The sequence below is a fragment of the Streptomyces sp. CoH27 genome (assembly GCF_020181035.1).
GTDB lineage: Bacteria > Actinomycetota > Actinomycetes > Streptomycetales > Streptomycetaceae > Streptomyces > Streptomyces camelliae.
In genome coordinates, this window is record NZ_JAIQYY010000002.1 from 507,481 (window position 1) to 529,410 (window position 21,930).

Here is a 21,930-nt window from a genome sequence, read left to right on the forward strand (position 1 = left end):
GGGACCGGCCGCCGGGCTGCGGTTCACGGGGTTCGGCACAACCCCGGCCACCGGGACACGCTCCCCCACCAGCTCCCGGTCCGCCCCCGACCCCTGGTCCGACCCCAACCCCGGCTCCCGGTCCGCCCCCAACCCCGGCCCCTGGTCCGATCCCGGCTCCGGTTCCTGGCCCGCCCCCAACCCCGGCTCCCGGTCCGCCCGCAACCCCGGCTCCGGTTCCTGGCCCGCCCCCAACCCCAACCCCGGCTCCGGCTCCGGCTCCGGCTCCGGCTCCGGCTCCGGCGCACTCTCGTCCGTCTCCCTGGCACCGTCCGGGCTCGCGGCACGGGGAACCGTCGGGGCAGGCCTCGCCGGCCCGGCAGCCCGGGGTGTCCCGACAGGACTGCTCCCCCGCTCGGCACCGGCCGGCGTCGCTGTCTCCGCAGGGTTTGCCGTCCGGGAAGAGCTGGGGCGGCGGGGCCTGGACCGCTCCGGGTACGGCTCCGGGTACGGCTCCGCCGACGGCGTCGCAGCTCATGGGGAGGGCGAGGGCGGCAGGGGCCGCGGAGGCGGCGGGACCGGCCAGCAGCAGCGCGGCACCGGCGGCGAGGGCGGCGGACAGGGCACGGGCGGTGCGGCGCATGGGGCGGGCTCCTCGACGGGCTGCGGCGGTTCGGCCGGGCCGCGCTACGACGGCACTGCCGGGCGGCGCCACGGGTACCGGGCACGGGGCCGGGGCACAGGGTGTGCCCTCGCAGCCATCTCAGCCCGTACGGGGCCGTACCGCGCGCGGCCGGACCCCATTCGCGGGACGTGCACGGCCGGTCGGGTGACGTGGGGTACGGAGGCGGTACGACGGGCTCAGGCGCTGGTGCCGGTGCCGGTGCCGGTGCCGGTGCCGGTGCCGGGGAGCGTCAGGGAGTGCCGGCCCATGCGCGTACCCGGGGTGACAGCCGGGGCGGGGAATGTACGCCGGGCAGGGGGCCGGGCCCGGATCCCGGTCGGGACCGGGAAGCGGACGGCCGCTGAAGAGCCGCGCGGCGGGCCCCGGTCGGGACTGGGAGGCGGGCGCCGGTCAGGTGCTGGATGCGCGGGGGGTCGCTGCCTCGCCGCAGCCGCGTTCGCGGGCGCCCTCGCGGGTGCGGCCCGAGCTGACCAGGCGGCGCGGGTTGCGGCGCAGATACTCGCCCTCCAGCTGCGCCATGCGCTCGTTGTGTGCCCGCAGCGCGTCGTTCGAGCCGTACAGGAGGGTGTCGTGGCGCGTGCGGTGGATCGTCTCCAGCTCTTTCATGAGCTGCTGGTCGTCCAGTCGGCTGGGGTCGACTCCGGTCATGGTGGTGCCCCGCTCGTCCTGTCCGTGGTCCCGGCCCCGAGTGTGTCCGGGGCGGAACCATGGAGCCGGCATTCCTGCATCCACCATACGAAGATCCACGGCCCGGGGCCTTGCGAGAGCCCGGCGGCCCCGGACGGATGGCTTCCGGGGCGCTCAGCGGGCCCGTTCCACCCGGCGTTCGTCCCAGACCGGTTCCGGGGTCTCGCGGACGCGGCCGTCGGTGCCGAAGACCAGGTAGCGGTCGAAGGAGCGGGCGAACCAGCGGTCGTGGGTGACGGCGAGGACCGTGCCGTCGAAGGCCTCCATGCCCTCCTGGAGGGCCTCGGCCGACTCCAGGTCGAGGTTGTCGGTGGGCTCGTCCAGCAGCAGCGCGGTGGCGCCGGCGAGCTCCAGCAGCAGGATCTGGAAGCGGGCCTGCTGGCCGCCGGAGAGCCGGTCGAAGGGCTGCTCGGCCTGCTGGGTCAGTTCGTAGCGGCGCAGCCTGGACATGGCCGCCCCGCGGTCCTGGGCGTGCTCCTTCCACAGGATGTCGAGGAGGGTGCGGCCGTGGAGTTCGGGGTGCGCGTGGGTCTGCGCGAAGTGGCCGGGTACGACCCGTGCGCCGAGCTTCCACGTCCCGGTGTGCGCGACGTCCTCGCCGGCGAGGAGGCGGAGGAAGTGCGACTTGCCGGAGCCGTTGGAGCCGAGGACGGCGACCCGTTCGCCGTAGAAGACCTCCAGGTCGAAGGGGTGCATCAGGCCGGTCAGTTCGAGTCCCTCGCAGGTGACGGCCCGGATGCCGGTGCGGCCGCCCTTCAGGCGCATGGTGATGTCCTGCTCGCGAGGCGGCTCCGGCGGCGGTCCGGCCTCCTCGAACTTGCGCAAGCGGGTCTGTGCGGCGGCGTAGCGGGAGGCCATCTCGTGGCTGACGGCGGCGGCCTGGCGGAGGTTCAGGACGAGCTTCTTCAGCTGGGCGTGCTTCTCGTCCCAGCGGCGGCGCAGCTCCTCGAAGCGGGCGAAACGTTCACGGCGGGCGTCGTGGTAGGTGGCGAAGCCGCCGCCGTGCACCCAGGCGTCGGCGCCGGCCGGACCGGGCTCGACGGAGACGATCTTCTCGGCGGCGCGGGCGAGGAGTTCGCGGTCGTGGGAGACGAACAGGACCGTCTTGCGGGTCTGCCGCAGCTGCTCCTCCAGCCAGCGCTTGCCGGGCACGTCGAGGTAGTTGTCCGGCTCGTCGAGCAGGAGCACTTCGTCGGTGCCGCGCAGCAGCGCCTCCAGCACGAGGCGTTTCTGCTCGCCGCCGGAGAGGGTGCGCACCTGGCGCCACTGGGCGCGTTCGTAGGGCATGCCGAGGGCGGCGGTGGTGCACACGTCCCACAGGGTCTCGGCCTCGTAGCCGCGGGCCTCGGCCCAGTCGGCGAGGGCCTGGGCGTACCGCATCTGGGCGGCCTCGTCGTCGACGGTCATGACGGCGTGCTCGGCCTCGTCCACCGCCCTCGCCGCCTCGCGGATGCGGGGCGGGGCGACGGACACGAGCAGGTCCCGTACGGTCGTTTCGTCGCGTACGGAGCCCACGAACTGGCGCATCACGCCGAGGCCGCCGCTGACGGTGACGGTGCCGCCGTGCGGCTTCAGCTCGCCGGAGATCAGCCGGAGCAGAGTGGTCTTGCCGGCGCCGTTCGGGCCGACCAGGGCGACGGCGGAGCCTTCGCCGACCCGGAAGGACACGTCCCCGAGCAGGGTCCTCCCGTCGGGGAGGTGGTACTCAAGGTGCGCGGCTTCCAGATGTCCCATGGGCAGGCATTCTGCGGGGCGGCCTCGGCCCGGGGCAAACGCTTATCCCCGGCAAACGCTCGTCCCCGGCAAACGCTCGTCCCCGGGCAGGCTTGCCTCGCGGGCACACAGCCGCGCCGGGTACACGCTCGCACCCGGCGCACGGCACGGGCCTGCGCCCCGGGCCGGTCCCCCGCCCTCCCGCTATCCCGCCGTGTCGAGTCCCGCGTCGAACCCCGCCGAGTCGAGCGCTTCCCCCGTCGGGCCGGGCTCTCCGGCCGGTTCCACCGCGGCGCCCTGCCAGGACAGGACTTTCCAGCCATCGGCCGGGGCGCCCTCCAGGATGACGACGCCGGTGTTGTCCAGGGGGCGGGCGGCGACGAAGGCGGCGTCGACGTTGGCGGCGCGTGCGGCGGTCCACACGCGGATCGCGGCGCCGTGGCTGACCATGGCGACGGTGCCGGCGCCGCCGGCCGCGGCCTCGGCGATCACGGCGTCGTAGCGGGCGAGGGCCTCGTCGCCGCTCTCGCCGCCGGGCACGCGCAGCGTGGTGTCCCCGGCCGCCCACGCGAACACCGTGCGCAGGTACTGCACGCCGCCCGGCGAGTCCCCGGGCAGCATCTCCAGGTCGCCGGCGGACAGCTCGCGGATGCCGGCGCGGACGATCGGCTCAAGGCCCCGGGCGGCGGCCAGCGGGGCGGCCGTCAGCTGGGTGCGCAGCAGTGTGGAGACGTAGAGAGCCTCGATGGCCTCGCCGGCGAGCGCCGCGGGCAGTGCGGCGGCCTGTACCTCGCCGAGCGGGGTCAGCCCCGGTCCGGGCACGGCGGTGTCCAGCAGGTGGTCCACGTTCGACGGGGTCTCACCGTGGCGGACGAGGAGCAGACGCATGCGGGGTTCTCCCTTCACGCCGGTCGGGCGCCCGGCGCGCGCACCCACCGGAAAGCGGGCCCTTGCAGGGTAACCACACCTGTCGGCATGCCCGGCCGGCCAAGGTTTCTGACGTTACGTCAGTCCATTATGCAAAACGACGGTCTCATTATTCGGCATGCGCGCGTACGGTGATGCGTACACCGCCGGAACCAGAGGTGAAGGGGAACACCATGCCGAAAGCGCAGGAGACCGCCGTCTACACGCACGGGCACCACGAGTCGGTGCTGCGTTCGCACACCTGGCGGACCGCCGCCAACTCCGCGGCCTATCTGCTCGGTTCGCTGAAGCCGCACATGAAGATCCTGGACATCGGCTGCGGCCCCGGCACCATCACCGCCGACCTCGCGGAACTGGTCCCCGACGGCCATGTCACCGGCGTCGACGCGGCGCCGGGCATCCTGGAGCAGGCCCGGGCCACCGCCGCCGGGCGCGGACTGGCCAACGTGGACTTCGCGGTCGCCGACGTCCACGCCCTGGACTACCCGGACGACACCTTCTGCGTGGTCCACGCCCACCAGGTGCTCCAGCACGTCGGCGACCCGGTGCAGGCGCTGCGCGAGATGCGGCGCGTGACGAAGCCGGGCGGGTACATCGCCGTACGCGACGCGGACTACGCGGCGATGACCTGGTACCCGGTGGTGCCCGGCCTGGACGACTGGCTGGACCTGTACGAGCGGGTGGCCCGCGCCAACGGCGGCGAGCCGGACGCCGGACGCCGGCTGAAGGCCTGGGCGCTGGCCGCCGGGCTGACCGACATCACCGCCACCACCGGCACCTGGACGTTCGCCACGGCCGAGGAGCGGGCCTGGTGGAGCGGCCTGTGGGCGGACCGCACTCTGGCCTCGGCCTACGCCGACCGGGCCACGCAGGGCGGGCACGCGACCGAGGAGCAGCTGCGGGCGGTGTCCGAGGCGTGGCGGGAGTGGGGCCGGCGCGAGGACGGCTGGTTCGCCGTGCTGCACGGGGAGATCCTGTGCCGCAAGGAGCGTGACTGACAGGAGCCGGCAGGCCTGCGGTCAGCGGGGTTCCTCGCCCGTGAAGGAGTACGCGGCCCAGGGGCCGGTGAGCTCCACCCGGACTCCCGGCTCCTCGGGTGTGCGGTCGATCAGTTCCACGAACTCCTCGCAGGCGGCTCGGGGCACCAGGTAGGCGGCGTCGAGCACGTTCCGGACTGCCGGGCCGGACACCGGGCAGGTCTGCGGGGCATGGATGCGGCAGTCCTCCGCCCGTCCGGCCAGGCGCTCGTGCAGGGAGCGGGCGAACGCCTCGCCGGGTGTGGCGACGGCTCCGGGTGCGGCGGCGGGCGCGGGCTCCGTGTACACCTTCACGCCCCACTCCACCCGGCCCTCCAGCCGGTCCAGGACGCGCCGGAAAGCGTCCCCGTGCATCTCCAGCATCGTGCGCACCATGCTGTCGTCCTCGCAGACGGTCGCGAGCCGCAACGGCAGCGGCGTGGTGACCGTGGTCAGCGCGGCGATCACACCCTGGTGGGCACGGGCCGTGGCGGCGAACCACACCGGATCCTGGAGATGCGCCTGCAGTGCCTCCTCGCCGAAGTCGGCCGCCGGGACCGTACTGACGACCGCGACCAGATCGCGGTGGCGCAGCAGGCCCGGCGGCACGCCCGCGACGCCCGTCAGCTGGGCCTGCAGGGGCGTGCCGAAGGGGCGGCAGACCGCGTAGACGTAGCGCAGCCCGGACATGGCGCCTCCTTCCGCCGCGACCTCGTACCCGCCCCCTGCCGTTCTCCTCGCTCCGTACAGTGTTCCTCGCCGCCGTCGTACGGCGAAACTGTCCGGCTCCACCGTCGTACGGCGGAACTGTCCAGGTCCAGCCTGACCCGGCGGCCGCGTCCGCGCCACAGATCGCGGCTCAGTGTGCGGCCGTCGTCTCCTCCACCAGCAGTCTGGCGGCCTGGACGATGCCCACGGCGTCGATGCCGGCCGCGTGCAGTTGCTGGTCGGGGGCGGCCGAGCCCGGCATGGTGCGGACCGCGAGCCGGACCAGCCGGGGCACCGGGCGGCCGTCGGCGAAGACCTCCGCGACGGCGTCGCCGAGGCCGCCCTCGGGATGGTGGTCCTCGACGGTGATCAGGCAGCCGGTCTCCTCGGCGGCCCGGCGCAGGGTCCCGGCGTCCACGGGCTTGACCGAGTACAGGTCGATCACGCGCACCCGGATGCCGTCCTCGGCGAGCCGGTCGGCCGCCGTCAGCGCCTCCGGCACGGTCACCCCGGCCGCGACGATCGTCAGCCGGTCCTCCTCACCGGACCGCAGTGTCCTGCTGCCGCCGACCGGGAACTCCTCGCCGGGGCCGTAGAGCACCGGGGTCGCGCCGCGCGAGGTGCGCAGATAGCGGATGCCGTCGAGGCCGGCCATGGCCGCGACCAGGTGGGCGGTCTGGTTGGCGTCGCACGGGTACAGCACGGTCGAACCGTGCACGGCGCGGAACATGGCCAGGTCCTCCAGGCCCATCTGGGAGGGCCCGTCCTGCCCGATCGCGACACCGGCGTGCGAGCCGACCAGATTGATCCCGGAGCCGCTGACGGACGCCATGCGCACGAAGTCGTGAGCGCGGGTGAAGAACGCGGCGAACGTCGAGGCGTACGGCAGCCAGCCGCGCGTGGCCAGGCCGACGCAGGCGGCGACGAGCTGCTGCTCGGCGATGTAGCACTCGAAGAACCGCTCGGGGTGGGCCATGGCGAACTCCTCGGTGCGGGTGGAGTCGCCGACCTCGCCGTCGAGGGCGACGACATCGCCGCGGGCGGTGCCGAGCGCGGCGAGGGCCGCGCCGAAGGCGTCCCGCGTCGCGACCTTGTCGCCCTCGTCGTAGCGCGGAAGCTGGAGCACCTCGGTGGTCAGGTCGCGCAGCGCGGCGGCGGCCTGCGGCTCGCCGACCCGGACGCGCAGGTCACGCGGGCCGCCGAGTTCGGCGACGGCCTGGTCGGCGTCCGGCAGCGGTTTACCGTGGAGCCCCTCGCGGTCCTCCACGGCGGCCACGCCCTTGCCCTTGAGGGTGCGGGCGAGGATCACCACGGGCTGCCCGATGGTGGACCGGGCCTCCCCGTAGGCCCGGTCGATCGCGTCGACGTCGTGGCCGTCGGTCTCGATGGTGTGCCAGCCGAAGGCCTGGAAGCGGTGGACGTAGGCGTCCAGGTCGTGGCCGTGCCGGGTGGGGCCGCGCTGGCCGAGCCGGTTGACGTCCACGATCGTGATCAGGTTGTCCAGCCGCTCGTACCCGGCGTGCTCGGCGGCCTCCCACACCGAGCCCTCGGCCAGCTCGCTGTCGCCGCACAGCACCCACACCCGGTAGCCGGTCCGCTCCAGCCGCTTGCCCGACAGGGCGATGCCGACCCCTACGGGCAGGCCCTGACCGAGGGATCCGGTGGCCGTCTCAACCCAGGGCAGCCGCCGGGGCGTGGGATGCCCCTCCAGCCGGCTGCCGAGCCCCCGGAAGGTGAGCAGTTCGCCGTCCTCGATCGCGCCGGCCGCCTTGTACGCGGCGTACAGCAGGGGTGAGGCGTGGCCCTTGGACAGCACGAAGCGGTCGTTGGCGGGGTGCTCGGGGCGTTCGAAGTCGTAGCGCAGGTGGTGCGCCAGCAGGACGGCCATCAGGTCGGCCGCGGACATCGAGGAAGTGGGGTGCCCGGAGCCCGCGGCGGCGGAGGCGCGCACACTGTCCACCCTCAACTGCTGGCCCAGTTCGGTGAGTTCGGCGGTATTCATGTTTCTCCACGGCTGTCGGTGCGGGTCGGCTCACGGGAGGCTTTCCGTGTAACCGGCGCCGGAGCACGTAAACCTCCGGCGGGTCACCCGAACGGCATGTCACGCGGGCGGCCTCGTGCCTCCCGGGGCGCCCCAACTAGGCTCAAGACCATGGAGATTCTGGGCGCCTCGCTGCGCATCTGCGTCGACGACCTCGAAGCCGCGGTCCCGTTCTACGAGCGGCTGGCGGGCGGCAGAGCCCTACGGTTCGAGCGCGGTGGGGTGCAGGTCGCCGCGATCGGCTCGTTTCTGCTGATGAGCGGCCCGGAGGCGGAGCTGGAGATCCTGCGGAAGGTGACGGCGACGATCGCGGTGAAGGACGTCGAGGAGGCGCACCAGGTGCTGACCGGCCTCGGCGCCCGGATCCTCGCCGGGCCGGTGCCGACGCCGGCCGGCCGCAATCTGCTGGCGATGCATCCGGACGGCGCCGTCTTCGAGTACGTGGACCAGCAGCGGTCCTGAGCCGCCCCGCTCAGGGCCGCTCAGAACCCGCCGCGCTCAGAAACCCGCCCCGCTCAGGGACCGGCCCGCTCAGGGCCGCTCCGGCCGCATCCGGAAGTCGTGGCGGGCGGGCAGCGGCTCGTCGGTGAGCCGCGCCCACAGCCGGCCGATCGCCTCCTCGCCCTCCCGGAGGTCGGCGACCTCGAAACCCGCGTCGAGGACGGCCCGCGCCGCGTCGGGCCGGCCCTCGGCGAGCAGCAGCTCGGCGTCGAGGAGCCGGAAGCGGCCGCGCTCGCGCACGGCGGGCAGCAGGCGGTCCCATACGGCACGGGCGTCCGCCGTGCGCCCTAGGCGCAGCAGGGCCTGAAGGGTCTCGCGGCCGAGCGCGGCTTGGGCGGCGGTCCAGTCGGCGCCGTCGTCGCGCCGCTCCCGGCACAGGTCGTCGAAGGCGTCGGCGTAGCGTTCGGCGGCCCGTTCGTGGTGGCCGGAGGTCTGGTCGGCGACGGCCAGGCAGCGCAGCAACGGCCAGCGGGAGGGGGCCAGTTGGAGGGCGCGTTCCCAGCTGCGGACGGCCTGGGCGCGGTCGCCGGCGTGCCACTGGGCGATGCCGAGGTGGTACTCGGTGTGCGGGGTGGCGGGCGCGGTCTCCAGCATGTCCCGCCAGTGCGGGGCGACGAGGGTCTCGCCGGGCGGCCGTACCCGGCGCGGCTCGGGCAGCGAGCCGGTGCGCAGCAGCTCCCGCCAGGGTGCCTGGGCCTCGCCGAGGGTGGACTCGGGGAACGGGGTGCCGGGCAGTTTCCAGTCGGCGCGCAGCACCTCCAGGGCGCCCCAGCCGGATCCGGTGGCCAGGGTCTCGCCGGGTTCGGTGTCGGCGCACGGCAGCCAGGCGGCGTAGGCCTGTTCGACGCGGGCGCGGGGCAGGGCCGCCTCCAGCCGGTCCTCGGCGTCCTGGACCACCTGGGCCCACTCCCCCGCGCCCGGCGCACCCGGCGCGTCGAGGGGACCGTACGCCTCCAGCCAGGACACCTCGCTCTCCGCGTCCAGCCGGACGTGTTCGAGCTGGGTGCGGGCGAGGCCGGCCTGGATCTCGCAGTAGCCGCCGGTGCCCGGCTCGGTCAGCCACTCCTGCCAGCGCCGGCCGCCGGGCAGATGGCCCCACACGAAGAGCTTGCGGCCGCGCAGGGTGTCGGTGGAGGTCTGCGCCAGCCCGTGCCCGTCGGCGTCGAGAGCGGCGATCCAGCGGCGCCGGCCGTCGGGGACGTCGTAGAAGTAGTCGGCGGCGTACGGGCTGTTGAGGGGGTGGCTGCGGTCGACGCCGTCGTACGACGGGACGGGCACCCGGCGCAGCCGGCGCTCGTAGCCGAAATGCCAGGCCTGCTCGGCCGGGGCGAGGATCCTGCGTTCCTCGGGTACGGCGATGTTGGACCACCAGTAGGTGGGCACGGGCCGTTCGTGCGGGTTGCGGACGCGGACACCGGCGTAGAGGAAGTCGGAGCCGTCGGGCAGCCACAGGTCGACCTGGAAGGGCAGGTCACGCAGCCGCTCCCACTCCCACAGGCGCAGCATCTGACCGCCGTCGGGAGCCGGGACGCAGGCCGCGTGCAGGGGGGCGCAGGACAGGGTGGTGTGGCCGGTGGCGCCGATGTTCCACTCGATGCCGCCGGAGTACCAGGCGCCGTTGAGGGCGAAGTCGGCGGGCTGGAACACCGGGTTGCGGTACAGGAGTTCGCGTCCGGTGGGCAGGTGGAGCAGGGAGACGATCCGGCCGCCGAGGCCGGGCAGGACGGTGGCGCGCAGCCGGTCGTTCTCGATCACCAGGGTGTCGAGGGCGCGGGGTTCACGGGTTCTGCCGTAGCCGTCGCGGACCCGGACCGGGAGCAGGCTGTGCAGGGGCTCGTGACCGACCTGGCGGGCCATGTCCCGGGGCATGCCGTCCCGGTCCCGGTCGTCGATGCGGTGGACCTCGTCGAGGGGGTGCAGCGGGGGCAGCGGGTTGTCCGGGCCCAGCTGCGCGGCGGGCAGGGTCAGTACCTCACGTCGGATCCTCGTCACGAGTCCCCATGGAACCCGGCGTGCGGTGAGTCGGCCAGGGGAGGTACGGGTCAGGATTGCGCAAAAGCCTCCACGACCGCGTCCGCGAGCAGGGACCGGTCAGCCGGGGTTACGCATCTCCGCGGTCAGTGCCCAGCGTTCGTGGTCGCGCCAGGCGCCGTCGATGTAGATCATGGCGGGCGAGAAGCCCTCCAGGCGGAAGCCGCCGCCTCGGGCCAGCGCGACGGAGGCGGCGTTCTCGGGCTGGACGTTGATCTCCAGCCGGTGCAGGCCCAGTGGTCCGAAGGCGTACCCGACGACCAGGTCGAGGCCCTCGCGCATCAGGCCGCGTCCGGCGGCGTGCGCGAAGGCGCCGTAGCCGAGGGCGCCGCACTGGAAGCCGCCCCGGACGATGTTGTTGATGTTGATGAATCCGGCGATGTCCCCGCTGTCCTTCTCGCACACCAGGAAGCCGGCCTTGGTGGGGTCCTCGATCAGCCGGCCGGCATAGGCGGCGTAGGCCTCGTCGGTGTCCGGCGGGAACAGCCACGGCCGGTGCAGATCCTTGCTCTCGCGGGCACGGGCCGTGAACTCGGGACCGTCCTCGGGGGTGAAGTGGCGGATGGCCACGCGGGGGCCCTCGGCGAGCCAGTGGGGTGCGGTGTGCGGCATCCGGCCAGGGTACGACGTCACCGCCCGCGCCGTCCGCGGGATTCCGCCCGGACGGCGGGGGTGCACGGCACGGACGGCGGGGGTGCACGGCCGGCACCCACCCCGGTCCGGGACGCCGGGGCGGGTCAGCGCAGGGCGGGCTCGTCCAGAGTCAACGTGCCGGAATCCGCGTCGAGTTCGGCGGGGACGCCGAAGGGAATGGTCAGGGCGCCGGCGCAGTGGCCGAAACCGAACTCCTCCACCACCGGCACGCCGAGCCCGCCGAGCCGGTCGGCGAACATCGGCCGCAGTGTGGCGTAGTCGCCGCAGCTCTCCCAGGAGCCGAGCAGGATCCCGCGCACGCCCTCCAGCCAGCCGGAGCGCAGGAGCTGGGTGAGGTAGCGGTCCAGCTGGTACGCGGTCTCGCCGACGTCTTCCAGGCACAGCAGCCCGCCGGCCGCCGAGGGGCGGGCGTGCGGGGTGCCGCGTTCGGTGGCGAGCAGGGCCAGACAGCCGCCGAGAGTGATGCCGCGGGCGCGGCCGGGTACGAGGGCCGTGCCGCCGGAGGTGATGGTGCGGACGGTCTCCGGGGCGAAGAGGGTGGCCCGCAGATGGTCCTGTGCGCGGGCGTTCTTGATGAAGTCGACGCCGGCCGCCATCGGCCCGTACAGGGTGGCGAGGCCGAGGCGGGCGGCGAAGGCCTCGTGCAGGACGGTGATGTCGCTGAAGCCGACGAGGACCTTGGGCCCGGCCGCCCGCATCGCCTCCCAGTCGAGCAGGTCGATCATCCGCTGTACGCCGTATCCGCCGCGGGCGCACAGGACGGCGTCCACGGTGGGGTCGCACCAGGCGTTCTGGAGGTCGGCCGCGCGGTCGGCGTCGGTGCCGGCGAGGTAGCCGAACTCGCCGTGCCGGTCGAGGACATGGGGGGCGACGACCGGGTCGAGGTCCCAGCCGCGCAGCACGTCGAGCCCGGCCTGGAGCCGCTCCTCGGGCACCGGCCCGCTGGTGGCGACGACGGCGACGCGGGCGCCGGGGGCCAGCCGCTTCGGCCGGGTCAGTGCCTTCGCGTCCTTCACGTGCTTCACGTCCCTCGCGTCCTTCACGGGTGCAGCTCCAGTCTCGGGACGTCGGGCACGTCCAGTCCGAACACCTGAGCGTACAAGGACAGTTCCGCCTCCAGCGCACGCACCATCGTCTCGGCCCGCCGGAACCCGTGGCCCTCGCCGGGGAAGGTCAGGTAGGCGTGCGGCACGCCCCGGCCCTGGATCCGGGCGAGGAAGCGTTCGCACTGGGCCGGCGGGCAGATCACGTCGTCCAGGCCCTGGAGCAGCAGGAACGGCACGGTGAGCCGGCCGGCGTGGGTGGTCGGCGAGCGCTCGGTGTACCGGGCCGGCACCTCGGCGAGGGGCCCGATGAGCGACTCCAGGTAGCGGGACTCGAAGTCGTGGGTCTCCCCCGGTCCCCAGGTGGCGAGGTCAAGGACGGGGTAGACGATGGTCCCGCAGGCGTAGACGTCGGTGGTGGTCAGGGAGGCTGCGGCGGTCCAGCCGCCGGCGCTGCCGCCGCGGATGGCGAGCCGGGCGGGGTCGGCGGTGCCCTCCTCGGCGAGGGCGCGGGCGACGGCCGCGCAGTCCTCGACGTCGACCACACCCCACTGCCCGCGCAGCCGCTCCCGGTAGGCGCGTCCGTATCCGGTGGAGCCGCCGTAGTTCACCTCGGCGACCCCGATGCCCCGCGAGGTGAAGTAGGCGATGGTCAGGTCGAGGACGAGCGGCACCCGGCTGGTGGGCCCGCCGTGCGCCCAGATGACGTACGGCGGCGCCTCGCCGTCGGGTGCGATGCGGGCGGGGTGGTGCGGCGGGTGGACGTGGGCGTGCACCTCGCGGCCGCCGGGGCCGGTGAAGGTGCGGGTGCGGGGCTGCGGGTAGTAGGCGGGGTCGACGGCGTCCCGGTGCCGGGCGCCGACGGCGCGGGCCCGGCCGGTGCCGGTGTCCAGCTCGACCACCTCGTGGGCGGTGCGCGGGCCGGCGCCGACCGCGACGACCCGGCTGCCGCGAGCGGCGAGCGTGCCGGCGAACTCGGTCCACGGTCCGGCGACGTCGCCGATCTCGCCGGAGACGGGATCCAGTATCCCGAGTACGGTCGGCCCCCTGCCGTGTACGACCGCGATCAGCCCGCTGTCCAGCGGTGCGAACCAGCGCAGTCCGGGCCGCCACAGCGGCCCGGCGAACTCCTCCTCGCGGGGGCAGAGCGGGGTGCCGTCGTCCCGGTAGAGGTTCCACCAGCCGCTGCGGTCGCTGGTGTACAGAAGACTGCCTTCGGCAGACCATTCGGTCTGCGCGATCGCCTCGTGCGGCCCGCCGGCGACCGTGCGTACGGCATGCAGTATTCCGTCGACACCGATCTCGCCGACGAGCAGCTCCGTCCCCTCCCACGGCATCCGCGGATGGTCCCAGGCGAGCCAGGCGGCCCGGCGGCCGTCGGGTGAGAGGCGGGGGCCGGTGACGAACCGGTGGCGGCCGTCGGTGAGTTCGCGCACCGCGGAGCGGTCCTCGGCGGCGGAGCCGTCCAGCGGTACGGCGGCCAGGACGCGCCGGACGTCGCCGGGGCCGTCCCCGGTGAACTCCTCCAGCACGCACCACACTTCACCGCGGGCGAGGTGCAGGTGCGGGTCGGCCCAGCGCAGTCCCGCGCCGACCGCGGACAGCGGGGTCAGCGGGCGCGGCTCGCCGCCGGGTTCGTACCGGTACAGCCGCTGGTCGGCGAAGTGGGTGAAGACGATCAGCGGCCGGCCGGCCGGCACCGCCCCGGTCCAGGGGCGGCCACCGTACTCGACGACCCGGTTGGCCACGTTCCACGGCGCGGACAGCACCGTCTCCTCCGTGCCCTCGGCCGTGCGCCGCACCAGTGCCCGGCGGCCGCCCTCGGCGGGCCGGGGGTCGGTCCACCACACCTCGTCCCCGACGAAGCCCACCCAGTCCGGCTGTCCGTCGTGCGCGGCGGCCAGCGCCGCGTCGACGGGTGACGGCCACGTTCCGTACGGCGACGTCAGCACGTGTGTGTGCCCTCCTTCTCGGCTTCTTGAGCGGCTCGAAAGGCTGCCCTAGGCCGTGCGCAGGAAGCGGTCGAGGACGCGGACGCCGAAGTGCAGCGCCTCGACGGGCACCCGCTCGTCCACGCCGTGGAACAGCGCCTGGTAGTCGAGATCCTCGGGCAGCTTCAGCGGGGCGAAGCCGTAACCGGTGATGCCGAGCCGGGAGAACTGCTTGGCGTCCGTGCCGCCCGACATGCAGTACGGCACCACATGCCCGTCCGGTGCGAACTCTTCGACGGCGGCCCGCATCCGGGCGTAGGTGGGGGATTCCACCGGCGCCTGCAGGGCCACCTCGCGGTGCGCGAACTCCCAGCTCACGTCCGGGCCGGTGAGCTGATCGAGGGTGGTGGTGAACTCCTCCTCGCCGCCCGGCAGATAGCGCCCGTCGACGTAGGCGACCGCTTCGCCGGGGATGACGTTGATCTTGTAACCGGCTTCCAGCATGGTCGGGTTGGCGCTGTTGCGCAGGGTTGCCTCGACCAGCGCGGCCGCCGGGCCGAGCTTCTCCAGCAGCCGGTCCACGTCCCGGAAGTCGGGCTCGATGCCGTACAGGGCGGCGAGTTCGGTGAGTGCGGCCCGCACCGTCGGGGTGAGCCGGATCCGCCATTCGTGCTCGCCGATGCGCGCGACGGCGGCGGCGAGCCGGGTGACCGCGTTGTCCTCGTTCACCTTGGAGCCGTGCCCGGCCCGGCCGCGCGCGGTGAGTTTCACCCAGCCGGTGCCCCGCTCCCCGGCGCCGATCGGGTAGAGCTGCCGGCCGGCGCCGTCGTGGAAGGTGAAGGCTCCGGACTCGCTGATGCCCTCGGTGCAGCCCTCGAACAGCTCCGGGTGGTGGTCGGCGAGGAACCCGGAGCCGTCCTCGGCGCTGGCCTCCTCGTCGGCGGTGAAGGCGATGACGATGTCCCGGCGGGGCCGTACGCCCAGCCGGGCCCAGGCACGCACGACGGCGAGGATCATCGCGTCCATGTTCTTCATGTCGACGGCGCCGCGGCCCCACACCACCCCGTCGCGGATCTCCCCGGAGAAGGGGTGCACGCTCCAGTCGGCGGCCTCGGCCGGCACCACGTCGAGATGGCCGTGGACGAGCAGCGCGTCGGCGGCGGGGTCGGTGCCCTCGATCCGGGCGACGACGTTGGTGCGGCCCGGTGTGCGCTCCAGCAGCAGCGGTTCCAGGCCCGCGCCGGCCAGCCGTTCGGCGGCGTACTCGGCGGCGGGCCGCTCCCGGCAGTCCCCGCCGCCCCGGTTGGTGGTGTCGATGCGGATCAGACCGGAGGTGAACTCCACGACCTCGTCCAGCGCCTGAAGGTCGGTCTGCCGGTCGGTGTGCTGGTCAGCCATACTGCTCCTCCACGGCGGCGGAGACGATCGTGGTGACCGCCTTGAACGTCCTGATCCCCTCGTACATGGTGGCGCTGGTGTACGCCACCTTCCGCTCCCCGATGCGGGCGACCCCCGGGACGACGGTGGCGGCCATCGCCAGATGCTCGGCGTCGAACTCGACGGCGACGGTGAACGGCCCGGCCTCGACGGGTGCGTGGCGCACCGCGAGCCGGGCGGCCTCCTTCGCGGCGGCGCGGATGTCGGCGGCGGTGCGGGCCGGGGTCCGGCACACCGCCGCGTACCGCGACACATGGTCCTTGACGGCGACCTTCAGCGCCTCGGGGGCGTACCCGAGCGCGTCCTCGCAGGCCACGTCGTCGCCGGTGACGAGGACGACGGGGACGCCGTACTCGGCGACGACGTGCGCGTTGAGCAGACCCTCGCTGGCGCGGGCGTCGTTCAGCCACACGCCGGTGATCTGGTTGGCGAGGTAGGTGTGGGCGAGGACGCCCTCCATGCCGGCGCCGGCGTGGTAGCCGACGAAGGCGATGCCGTCGACGTCCCCGTGCTGCACGCCATCCACCATGGACAGCGCCTTGTGCCGGCCGGTGAGCATCTCGACCCGCTCGTCGAGCCGCTCCAGCAGCAGATTCCGCATGGTCCAGTGGGCCTCGTTGACGAGCACCTGATCGGCGCCGCCGTCGAAGAAGCCCTCCGCGGCGGCGTTCACGTCCGAGGTGAACATCGCCCGGCACCGCTCCCACTGCGGCGTCCCCGGCAGCACATCCGCCGGCCACGTCACCCCGGTGGCACCTTCCATGTCGGCACTGATCAGGATCTTCATGGTGCGTCACGTTACGCGCCGACGGGGGAACTTCCTACGAGGCGGAGATCCCGACTCAGGAGACACGGGAGGTACCTGTCCGGCGGAGCCTGCGGACCTGGCGGACGAGCGGCGCCACCTCGGCGAGCTGGACCACTGCGGAGTGCTGCCAGGAGCACCGTCGATGCCGTCGGCCACCCCCACTCGACCGCATCGGCCGGCCGCAGCACCTTCTAGTGGGGCGGCGTGCCCGCGGCGCCCGTGTCGTGGGAGGGCGCGCAGTGTTCCAGCAGTGCGGAAACCGGGCCGTCGACGAGCCGGTAGCGCACGATCCTGCCCTCCTTCTCGCCCTCGACGACACCCGCGGCGCGCAGCAGGCGGAGCGCCTGGGAGACGGCGGTGTCCCGCATCCCGGTGGCGACGGCGAGGTCCGAGACGGCGATGGGGCCGGCCTCGTGGAGGGCGAGCAGCAGGGAGAGGCGTCCGGGGTCGGAGAGCAGGGAGAAGCGATCGGCCCAGGCACGTACGCGCTCGGGCTCGCCGACGGCGGCGATCGCATCGCAGACCCGGTGGCCGTCGATGGTGCGCTGCCCGGCACGTTCCGCGGGGACGAGATGCATGGCCTCATCATCCCAGCCGCACCGTTCCGGTCGTCACACCTGCATAGTTGTGCAGTCTTGCAGCCCTTGACCGCGGCACTCTAGGGTGGGCGGGCCGTGGTGTTCGGGAAGACCGGTGACGGCCCCTCAGGGGGCTCAGTCCGGAGCGGCCCTCGCCACTGTGATCGGGAAGTTTCCGCCCCACGCATTGCCACTGGCCTCGCGGCCGGGAAGGCAGGGGCGGGCGCGTCGACCCATCAGCCAGGAGACCGGCCACGGCATCACGAAGCTGATCCACGAGGTGCTGGAGCGTGACCGAATGACCGTGTCCTCAGGCGTGCCCGAAACCGCCGCCACCACGTCCTTCCGCTGGCGGCGCGAGGACACCGTCCGAACCGCGGGCCTGCTGGCCGTGATCGTCGCTCTGCATGTGGTGGCCTTCGGGATCCTCTTCGTTCTGGTGATCCCGCATCACTATGAGGTCGGCACCAAGGCGTTCGGGGTCGGCCTCGGCATCACCGCCTACACCCTCGGCATGCGGCACGCCTTCGACGCCGACCACATCGCCGCGATCGACAACACCACCCGCAAGCTGATGGCCGACGGCGAACGGCCGGTGTCGGTGGGCTTCTGGTTCGCGCTCGGGCACTCCAGCGTGGTGGTCGTCATGGCCGCCCTGGTCGCGGGAGGCGCGAAGCTCGCCGGCACCCTGATGAACGACGGCTCCCGGACCCACCAGGTCCTCGGCACCGTCGGCACCACGGTCTCCGGCGGTTTCCTGTACCTCATCGCCGCCCTCAACCTCGTGGCGCTGTTCGGCATCGCCCGCGTCTTCAAGGCCATGCGCGCCGGGCAGTACGACGAGGCCGAGCTGGAGGCGCACCTGGACTCGCGCGGCTTCATGAACCGCATCCTGGGCCGGCTCACCAAGTCCGTCCGCCGCCCCGGCCAGATGTTCCCGCTGGGCTTCCTCTTCGGGATCGGCTTCGACACCTCGACCGAGGTGCTGCTGCTCGCCCTGGCCGGCAACGGCGCGGCCGCCGGTCTGCCCTGGTACGCGGTCCTGTGTCTGCCCCTGCTCTTCGCCGCCGGCATGAGCCTGTTCGACACCCTCGACGGCACCTTCATGAACTTCGCCTACCAGTGGGCCTTCTCGAACCCCGTCCGCAAGGTGTTCTACAACCTCACCATCACCGGTCTGTCCATCGCCGTCGCCTTCTTCGTCGGCACGATCGAGCTGGTCGGCGTCCTGCATGACAAGCTCGGCCTGAGCGATGGCGTCACCGGCTGGATCGCGGGCCTGAACCTGGACAACGTCGGCTACGTCATCGTCGGCCTGTTCGTCGTCGTCTGGGTCATGGCCATCGCCTACTGGCGCCTGGCCAAGGTCGAGGAGCGCTGGAGCGCCCGCACCACGGAGACCGGCTGACTCCTACGAGGCGGTGCCACCGGGACCTGGGCCAGGGCCTGCTGCGCGTAGGCCGTCAGCCGCGTCTCGTGGTCCGCCACCGCCGTACGGTCGACGGCCGTCAGCCCGGGAGGTCCCAGCACATCACGGTTCCGTCGGACGGCGGTCGGTGACGATCTCGTCCCCGTTCTCCATGGACCGAGAACCTTGGGGCCGCCCGGCTCACGTGGGCGGAGCATGACCGCGACGAGCGCACGGGCGGGAGGCTCGGGCCCCCTGCGCACCCCCGGGTGAGACGGTGCGGGGCCCGCGCGCCTGCCGGGTCCTTCTGTCCGGCTACTTCCCGGCGAGGACGAACCAGCGGGCCGGCAGGTCGATGCGGGTGCCGTCCACGAGGTGTTCGGTCTGCGGCAGGGTCGTCTCGCCCTCGGCGAGGACCCTCAGGCCGGCCGCGGCGAGCAGCTTCGGGATCTCCTCGTCGTCGGCGTCGGCGGGCTTGAGCCCGTGCTGGAAGACGCGCTGGAGCTTGGGCCCCGGGCCGCCCGGCTGGGACGCGGCACGCCTCAGCACGTCCCGGGAGCCGGAGGTGAGTTCGACGACGAACGCGCGCCCCGCGCCGCCGATGATCTCGGCGACGGCGGCGGCGACCGCGTGCCGCGCCTCCGGTTCACTCTGATGGATGACGGCCCGCATATAGACGTGGGCGTCGCCGAGCTGCTCGTGCAGGGCACGGACGGCGCCCGCGTCGGTGAGGTCGAGCTGCTGGAACTCCACGGTGTCGCCGGGCGTGGCGCGGCGCGCGTGCTCGACGGCGGCGTGCGAGAGGTCGACGCCGACGGCGCGGGCGAACCGGGTGGCGAGATAGCGGGTCGTGGTGCCGTTGCCGCAGCCGAGGTCGACGATGGTGCGCTCCGCATCGGCGTGAGGCAGCAGCAGGGCGCTGTGCGGCTCGGCGGAGAGGGCGGGATCGCAGTCCCAGATCGCTTCGCCCGCCTCGTCCGAGGTCTCGCTCCAGTAACCTTCCCAGGCGTTGCGGTAGTTGTCCGAGACGTTCATGCGCTCTCCCCACGGTTCGGTTCCGTGATCGGGATATCGCGGAGGCCCAGGCCAGGGCAAGATGCGAGCGCCCACCTTCACGAGATGTACGGGCGCCTGACAGGCCGGGGGCGTGCGCAGACAGGGCGCGCACCCCACGCGGCCCCGTGCGTGACGCCCGCTCACCCCCGTCCGGTGACCGCCTGTTCGAACCAGACCGTCTTGCGGTGGCCGCTCGCGGTGGCGCCCCACTCCCGGGCCAGTCGGCTGACCACGCGCAGGCCCCGTCCCGACTCGTCGTACGGGCCGGGGCCGAGCATGGTGGGCAGGGCGGGTTCGTCGTCGGTGACCTCGAAGAGCAGGGCGTCGGCGCGGACCACGCGCAGGTCGACGGGCCGGCTCCCGGCGTGCCGGACGGCGTTGGTGACGACCTCGCTGACCAGCAGCTCGGCGGTCTCCACCGCCTGCGGCAGGCCCCAGGCGAGGAGCTGGGCGCGGACCAGGCGGCGGGCCCGGCCGACCTCGCGCGGGTCGGGGTCGAAGCGCCATTCGGCGACGTGGTCACCGGGGATGCCGTTGAGGCGGGCCATGAGCAGGGCGACGTCGTCCTTGCGGCCGCCTCGGGTGTTGAGGGCGCGGATGATGGTGTCGCAGGCGTCGTCCATGGAGGCGGCGGGGTGCGCGGCGGACTCGCACAGCGCGGCGAGGCCCTCGCCGATGTCGGAGCCGCGCACCTCGACCAGGCCGTCGGTGCACAGCACCAGCCGGTCACCGGGCGCGACCTCGACCCGCACGGACTCGAACGCGACACCGCCGACGCCTATGGGGGCGCCGGTCGGCAGGTCGAGGAGTTCGCTGCTGCCGTCCTCGGCGCGCACCAGGACGGGCGGGATGTGGCCGGCGTTGGCGAGGTGCAGCTCGCCGCGGATGGGGTCGTAGACCGCGTAGAGGCAGGTGGCGAGGTAGGTGTCGCCGAGCCGGCGGGCCAGGTCGTCCAGGTTGCGCAGAAGCTGGGCGGGTGGGGTCTCCATCGCGGCCATGGTCTGTACGGCGGTGCGCAACTGGCCCATCATCGCGGCCGAGTTGAGGCCGTGGCCCATGACGTCGCCGACGACGAGGGCGGTGCGCGAGCCGGGCAGTTTGATGGTGTCGAACCAGTCGCCGCCGATCCGGCCCAGCCGGGTGCCGGGCAGATAGCGGGTGGCGACGTCGCACCCCGCCATCCGCGGGTTCACCTGCGGCAGCATGCTGTCCTGGAGGGTGTCGGCGACGTTCTCCTGGTAGGTGTACATGCGGGCGTTGTCGAGCACGAGGCCCGCGCGGGCGGCGAGTTCGGCGCCGGTGGTGCGGTCCATGTCGTCGAACGCCACCCGGTCGGGGCGGCGCATCAGCACCATGAAGCCGAGGACGACGTTGCGGGCCTTGAGCGGCACGATCAGCAGCGAACGGCCGCCGATGAGGGGCCTGAGGTCGCGCTTCTCGAACTCGCCGGAGATCCGCTCGGACAGCTCCTCGGTGACCCGCGGGATCAGCACCGGCTCACCGGTCACCATGCACCTGTAGAACGGGGTGTGCTCGGGGAAGGCGAAGGCCTCGCCGACGGGCACGGTGTCGTCCCAGCGGCCCGGTTCGTCGTTGTGCTCGACCCAGACGCGGAACATCACGGTCTGCGCGTCCGGCGGGCCGTCCGGGAAGCCCTCGCCGGCGAGGACGGCGGCGCGCAGATGGGTGCCGGCGAAGTCGGCGAACCGGGGTACGGCGGCGCTGGTGACCTCGCGGATGGTCTCGCCGAGGTCGAGGGAGGAGCCGATGCGGGAGCTGACCTCGTTGAGGAACTCCAGCCGCTCGCGCACCGCCGCGTACTCCAGGTCCTCCTCGGCGCCGGCCGGGACCAGGACGGGTGCGCCGGTGCGCTGCTGCGGTACGACGGGTTCGGCGCGGCGGCGGCCCGGGCGGCGGGGCACGCCCCAGTACGGGGTGACGGGCACCCGTTCGGACTGGCTGAACTCCAGGACGGGATAGCCCAGTTCGAGGACCTGGGCGACGATGCGGGAGCTGAGTCCCGGGCCCATGTTGGGCAGGATCTCGGGCAGCCGCCGCTCCAGCTCGTCGGAGGCGGGCAGCTCGGTGTGGCGGGCGAAGCCGGGTGAGATGCGCTCGGCGGTCTCGTCGTCGTAGCCGCGTTCCTCGCGCAGCCGGCCGGCGTCGGCGGCGAGCACGAGCAGGCGGGACGGGCCGGGGCCGACCAGCGGGTAGGCCCACCACAGCACGTCGAGCCGCTCGCCGGCGGGAACACCGGGTGCGGCGATGCGGGCACGGCCCGCCGTGGCGTAGCCGGTGTGCCCGTCGAGCGAGGCCTCCAGGTCGGGGCCGGGCCCGTCGTGACGCGGGTACGCGCCGGGCATCGCGTCGTCGTTTACGTCGCCGTGCGCGTCGTCGGGGAGGGCTCCGGAGACCGGCAGCAGATCGGCCGCGGGCCTTCCTACGGCGTCTTCGCGTCCGGCGCCGAACAACCGCCGGGCTCCGCTGCTCCAGTGGGACACGAGGCCGGCGCGGTCGACGACGACCACGGCCAGCGGAATGCGGCCGGCGGCGGCGTCATCCGCGCCGCGGCCGGGAGGCGTGTCCCGCGTGCTGCCACGGTCGTCGCCGAAATCCATGGCCCAGGCCCTTTCTCCCCGCGGCTGTTCGCAAACGATCTGTGAAGCCTGCCACTACCGTACGGCGGCGGCCGGTCGCGATGTGTGCCAATCCTGGAATTGGTTTCAC

Annotated in this window: 17 protein-coding genes and 1 riboswitch; of the genes, 3 read left to right on the plus strand and 14 right to left on the minus strand. The window is 73.5% G+C overall.

Annotation, left to right across the window (positions count from 1 at the left end):
- Window positions 1–1,054 precede the first annotated feature (1,054 nt).
- The 3 genes from LE548_RS05085 to LE548_RS05095 form a co-directional block, all read right to left on the minus strand.
- Entirely contained in the window at window positions 1,055–1,384 is a 330-nt protein-coding gene (locus tag LE548_RS05085; protein WP_374116020.1) for a DUF6158 family protein, read from the minus strand.
- An 81-nt stretch (window positions 1,385–1,465) separates the two neighbouring features.
- Entirely contained in the window at window positions 1,466–3,085 is a 1,620-nt protein-coding gene (locus LE548_RS05090; protein WP_225095387.1) for an ABC-F family ATP-binding cassette domain-containing protein, read from the minus strand.
- 183 nt (window positions 3,086–3,268) lie between these two features.
- Window positions 3,269–3,952 (minus strand): histidine phosphatase family protein, encoded by a 684-nt coding sequence (locus LE548_RS05095; RefSeq protein ID WP_225095388.1) that lies wholly within the window; start codon window positions 3,950–3,952, stop codon window positions 3,269–3,271.
- Window positions 3,953–4,164: 212 nt separating this feature from the next.
- Between LE548_RS05095 and LE548_RS05100 the strand changes: the two genes are divergently transcribed.
- Complete coding sequence (locus tag LE548_RS05100; RefSeq protein ID WP_225095389.1) at window positions 4,165–4,989, plus strand: class I SAM-dependent methyltransferase; 825 nt, start codon at window positions 4,165–4,167, stop codon at window positions 4,987–4,989.
- A gap of 21 nt (window positions 4,990–5,010) precedes the next feature.
- Here the strand turns inward: LE548_RS05100 and LE548_RS05105 are convergent, their stop codons facing one another.
- Window positions 5,011–5,697: a GvpL/GvpF family gas vesicle protein gene (locus LE548_RS05105; protein ID WP_225095390.1), complete on the minus strand. Its 687-nt coding sequence runs from the start codon at window positions 5,695–5,697 to the stop codon at window positions 5,011–5,013.
- 169 nt (window positions 5,698–5,866) lie between these two features.
- Entirely contained in the window at window positions 5,867–7,717 is a 1,851-nt protein-coding gene (locus LE548_RS05110; protein ID WP_225095391.1) for a transketolase, read from the minus strand.
- Window positions 7,718–7,867: 150 nt separating this feature from the next.
- Between LE548_RS05110 and LE548_RS05115 the strand changes: the two genes are divergently transcribed.
- Window positions 7,868–8,218 (plus strand): VOC family protein, encoded by a 351-nt coding sequence (locus tag LE548_RS05115; protein ID WP_225095392.1) that lies wholly within the window; start codon window positions 7,868–7,870, stop codon window positions 8,216–8,218.
- Between the two features lie 69 nt (window positions 8,219–8,287).
- On the opposite strand, the gene LE548_RS05120 is transcribed toward LE548_RS05115, so the two are convergent.
- The 7 genes from LE548_RS05120 to LE548_RS05150 all read right to left on the minus strand — a co-directional run bounded on the left by LE548_RS05120 (window position 8,288) and on the right by LE548_RS05150 (window position 16,739).
- Window positions 8,288–10,249, minus strand: a complete 1,962-nt coding sequence (locus LE548_RS05120; RefSeq protein ID WP_225095393.1) for a DUF5107 domain-containing protein — start codon at window positions 10,247–10,249, stop codon at window positions 8,288–8,290.
- A 99-nt stretch (window positions 10,250–10,348) separates the two neighbouring features.
- Window positions 10,349–10,900, minus strand: coding sequence for a GNAT family N-acetyltransferase (locus LE548_RS05125; protein WP_225095394.1), 552 nt, complete (start codon window positions 10,898–10,900; stop codon window positions 10,349–10,351).
- Between the two features lie 125 nt (window positions 10,901–11,025).
- Entirely contained in the window at window positions 11,026–11,958 is a 933-nt protein-coding gene (locus LE548_RS05130) for an LD-carboxypeptidase (protein ID WP_225095442.1), read from the minus strand.
- 23 nt (window positions 11,959–11,981) lie between these two features.
- Entirely contained in the window at window positions 11,982–13,937 is a 1,956-nt protein-coding gene (locus LE548_RS05135) for a prolyl oligopeptidase family serine peptidase (RefSeq protein ID WP_225095395.1), read from the minus strand.
- Window positions 13,938–13,985: 48 nt separating this feature from the next.
- Complete coding sequence (locus tag LE548_RS05140; RefSeq protein WP_225095396.1) at window positions 13,986–15,314, minus strand: M20/M25/M40 family metallo-hydrolase; 1,329 nt, start codon at window positions 15,312–15,314, stop codon at window positions 13,986–13,988.
- Window positions 15,307–16,140: a M55 family metallopeptidase gene (locus LE548_RS05145; protein ID WP_225095397.1), complete on the minus strand. Its 834-nt coding sequence runs from the start codon at window positions 16,138–16,140 to the stop codon at window positions 15,307–15,309. The genes LE548_RS05140 and LE548_RS05145 overlap by 8 nt, the downstream gene beginning before the upstream one ends.
- 212 nt (window positions 16,141–16,352) lie before the next feature.
- Complete coding sequence (locus tag LE548_RS05150; RefSeq protein WP_225095398.1) at window positions 16,353–16,739, minus strand: metalloregulator ArsR/SmtB family transcription factor; 387 nt, start codon at window positions 16,737–16,739, stop codon at window positions 16,353–16,355.
- A gap of 80 nt (window positions 16,740–16,819) precedes the next feature.
- A riboswitch (cobalamin riboswitch) is annotated at window positions 16,820–17,011 on the plus strand.
- 26 nt (window positions 17,012–17,037) lie between these two features.
- Between LE548_RS05150 and LE548_RS05155 the strand changes: the two genes are divergently transcribed.
- On the plus strand, window positions 17,038–18,147 hold the full coding sequence (locus LE548_RS05155; protein WP_225095399.1) for a HoxN/HupN/NixA family nickel/cobalt transporter: 1,110 nt from the start codon (window positions 17,038–17,040) through the stop codon (window positions 18,145–18,147).
- A gap of 315 nt (window positions 18,148–18,462) precedes the next feature.
- On the opposite strand, the gene LE548_RS05160 is transcribed toward LE548_RS05155, so the two are convergent.
- The gene (locus LE548_RS05160) at window positions 18,463–19,182 is read right to left on the minus strand and encodes a bifunctional 2-polyprenyl-6-hydroxyphenol methylase/3-demethylubiquinol 3-O-methyltransferase UbiG (protein WP_225095400.1); all 720 of its coding nucleotides are present in this window, start codon (window positions 19,180–19,182) and stop codon (window positions 18,463–18,465) included.
- 161 nt (window positions 19,183–19,343) lie between these two features.
- A complete protein-coding gene (locus tag LE548_RS05165; protein WP_225095401.1) occupies window positions 19,344–21,821 on the minus strand; it encodes a SpoIIE family protein phosphatase in 2,478 nt (825 codons plus the stop codon).
- Window positions 21,822–21,930: the final 109 nt, after the last annotated feature.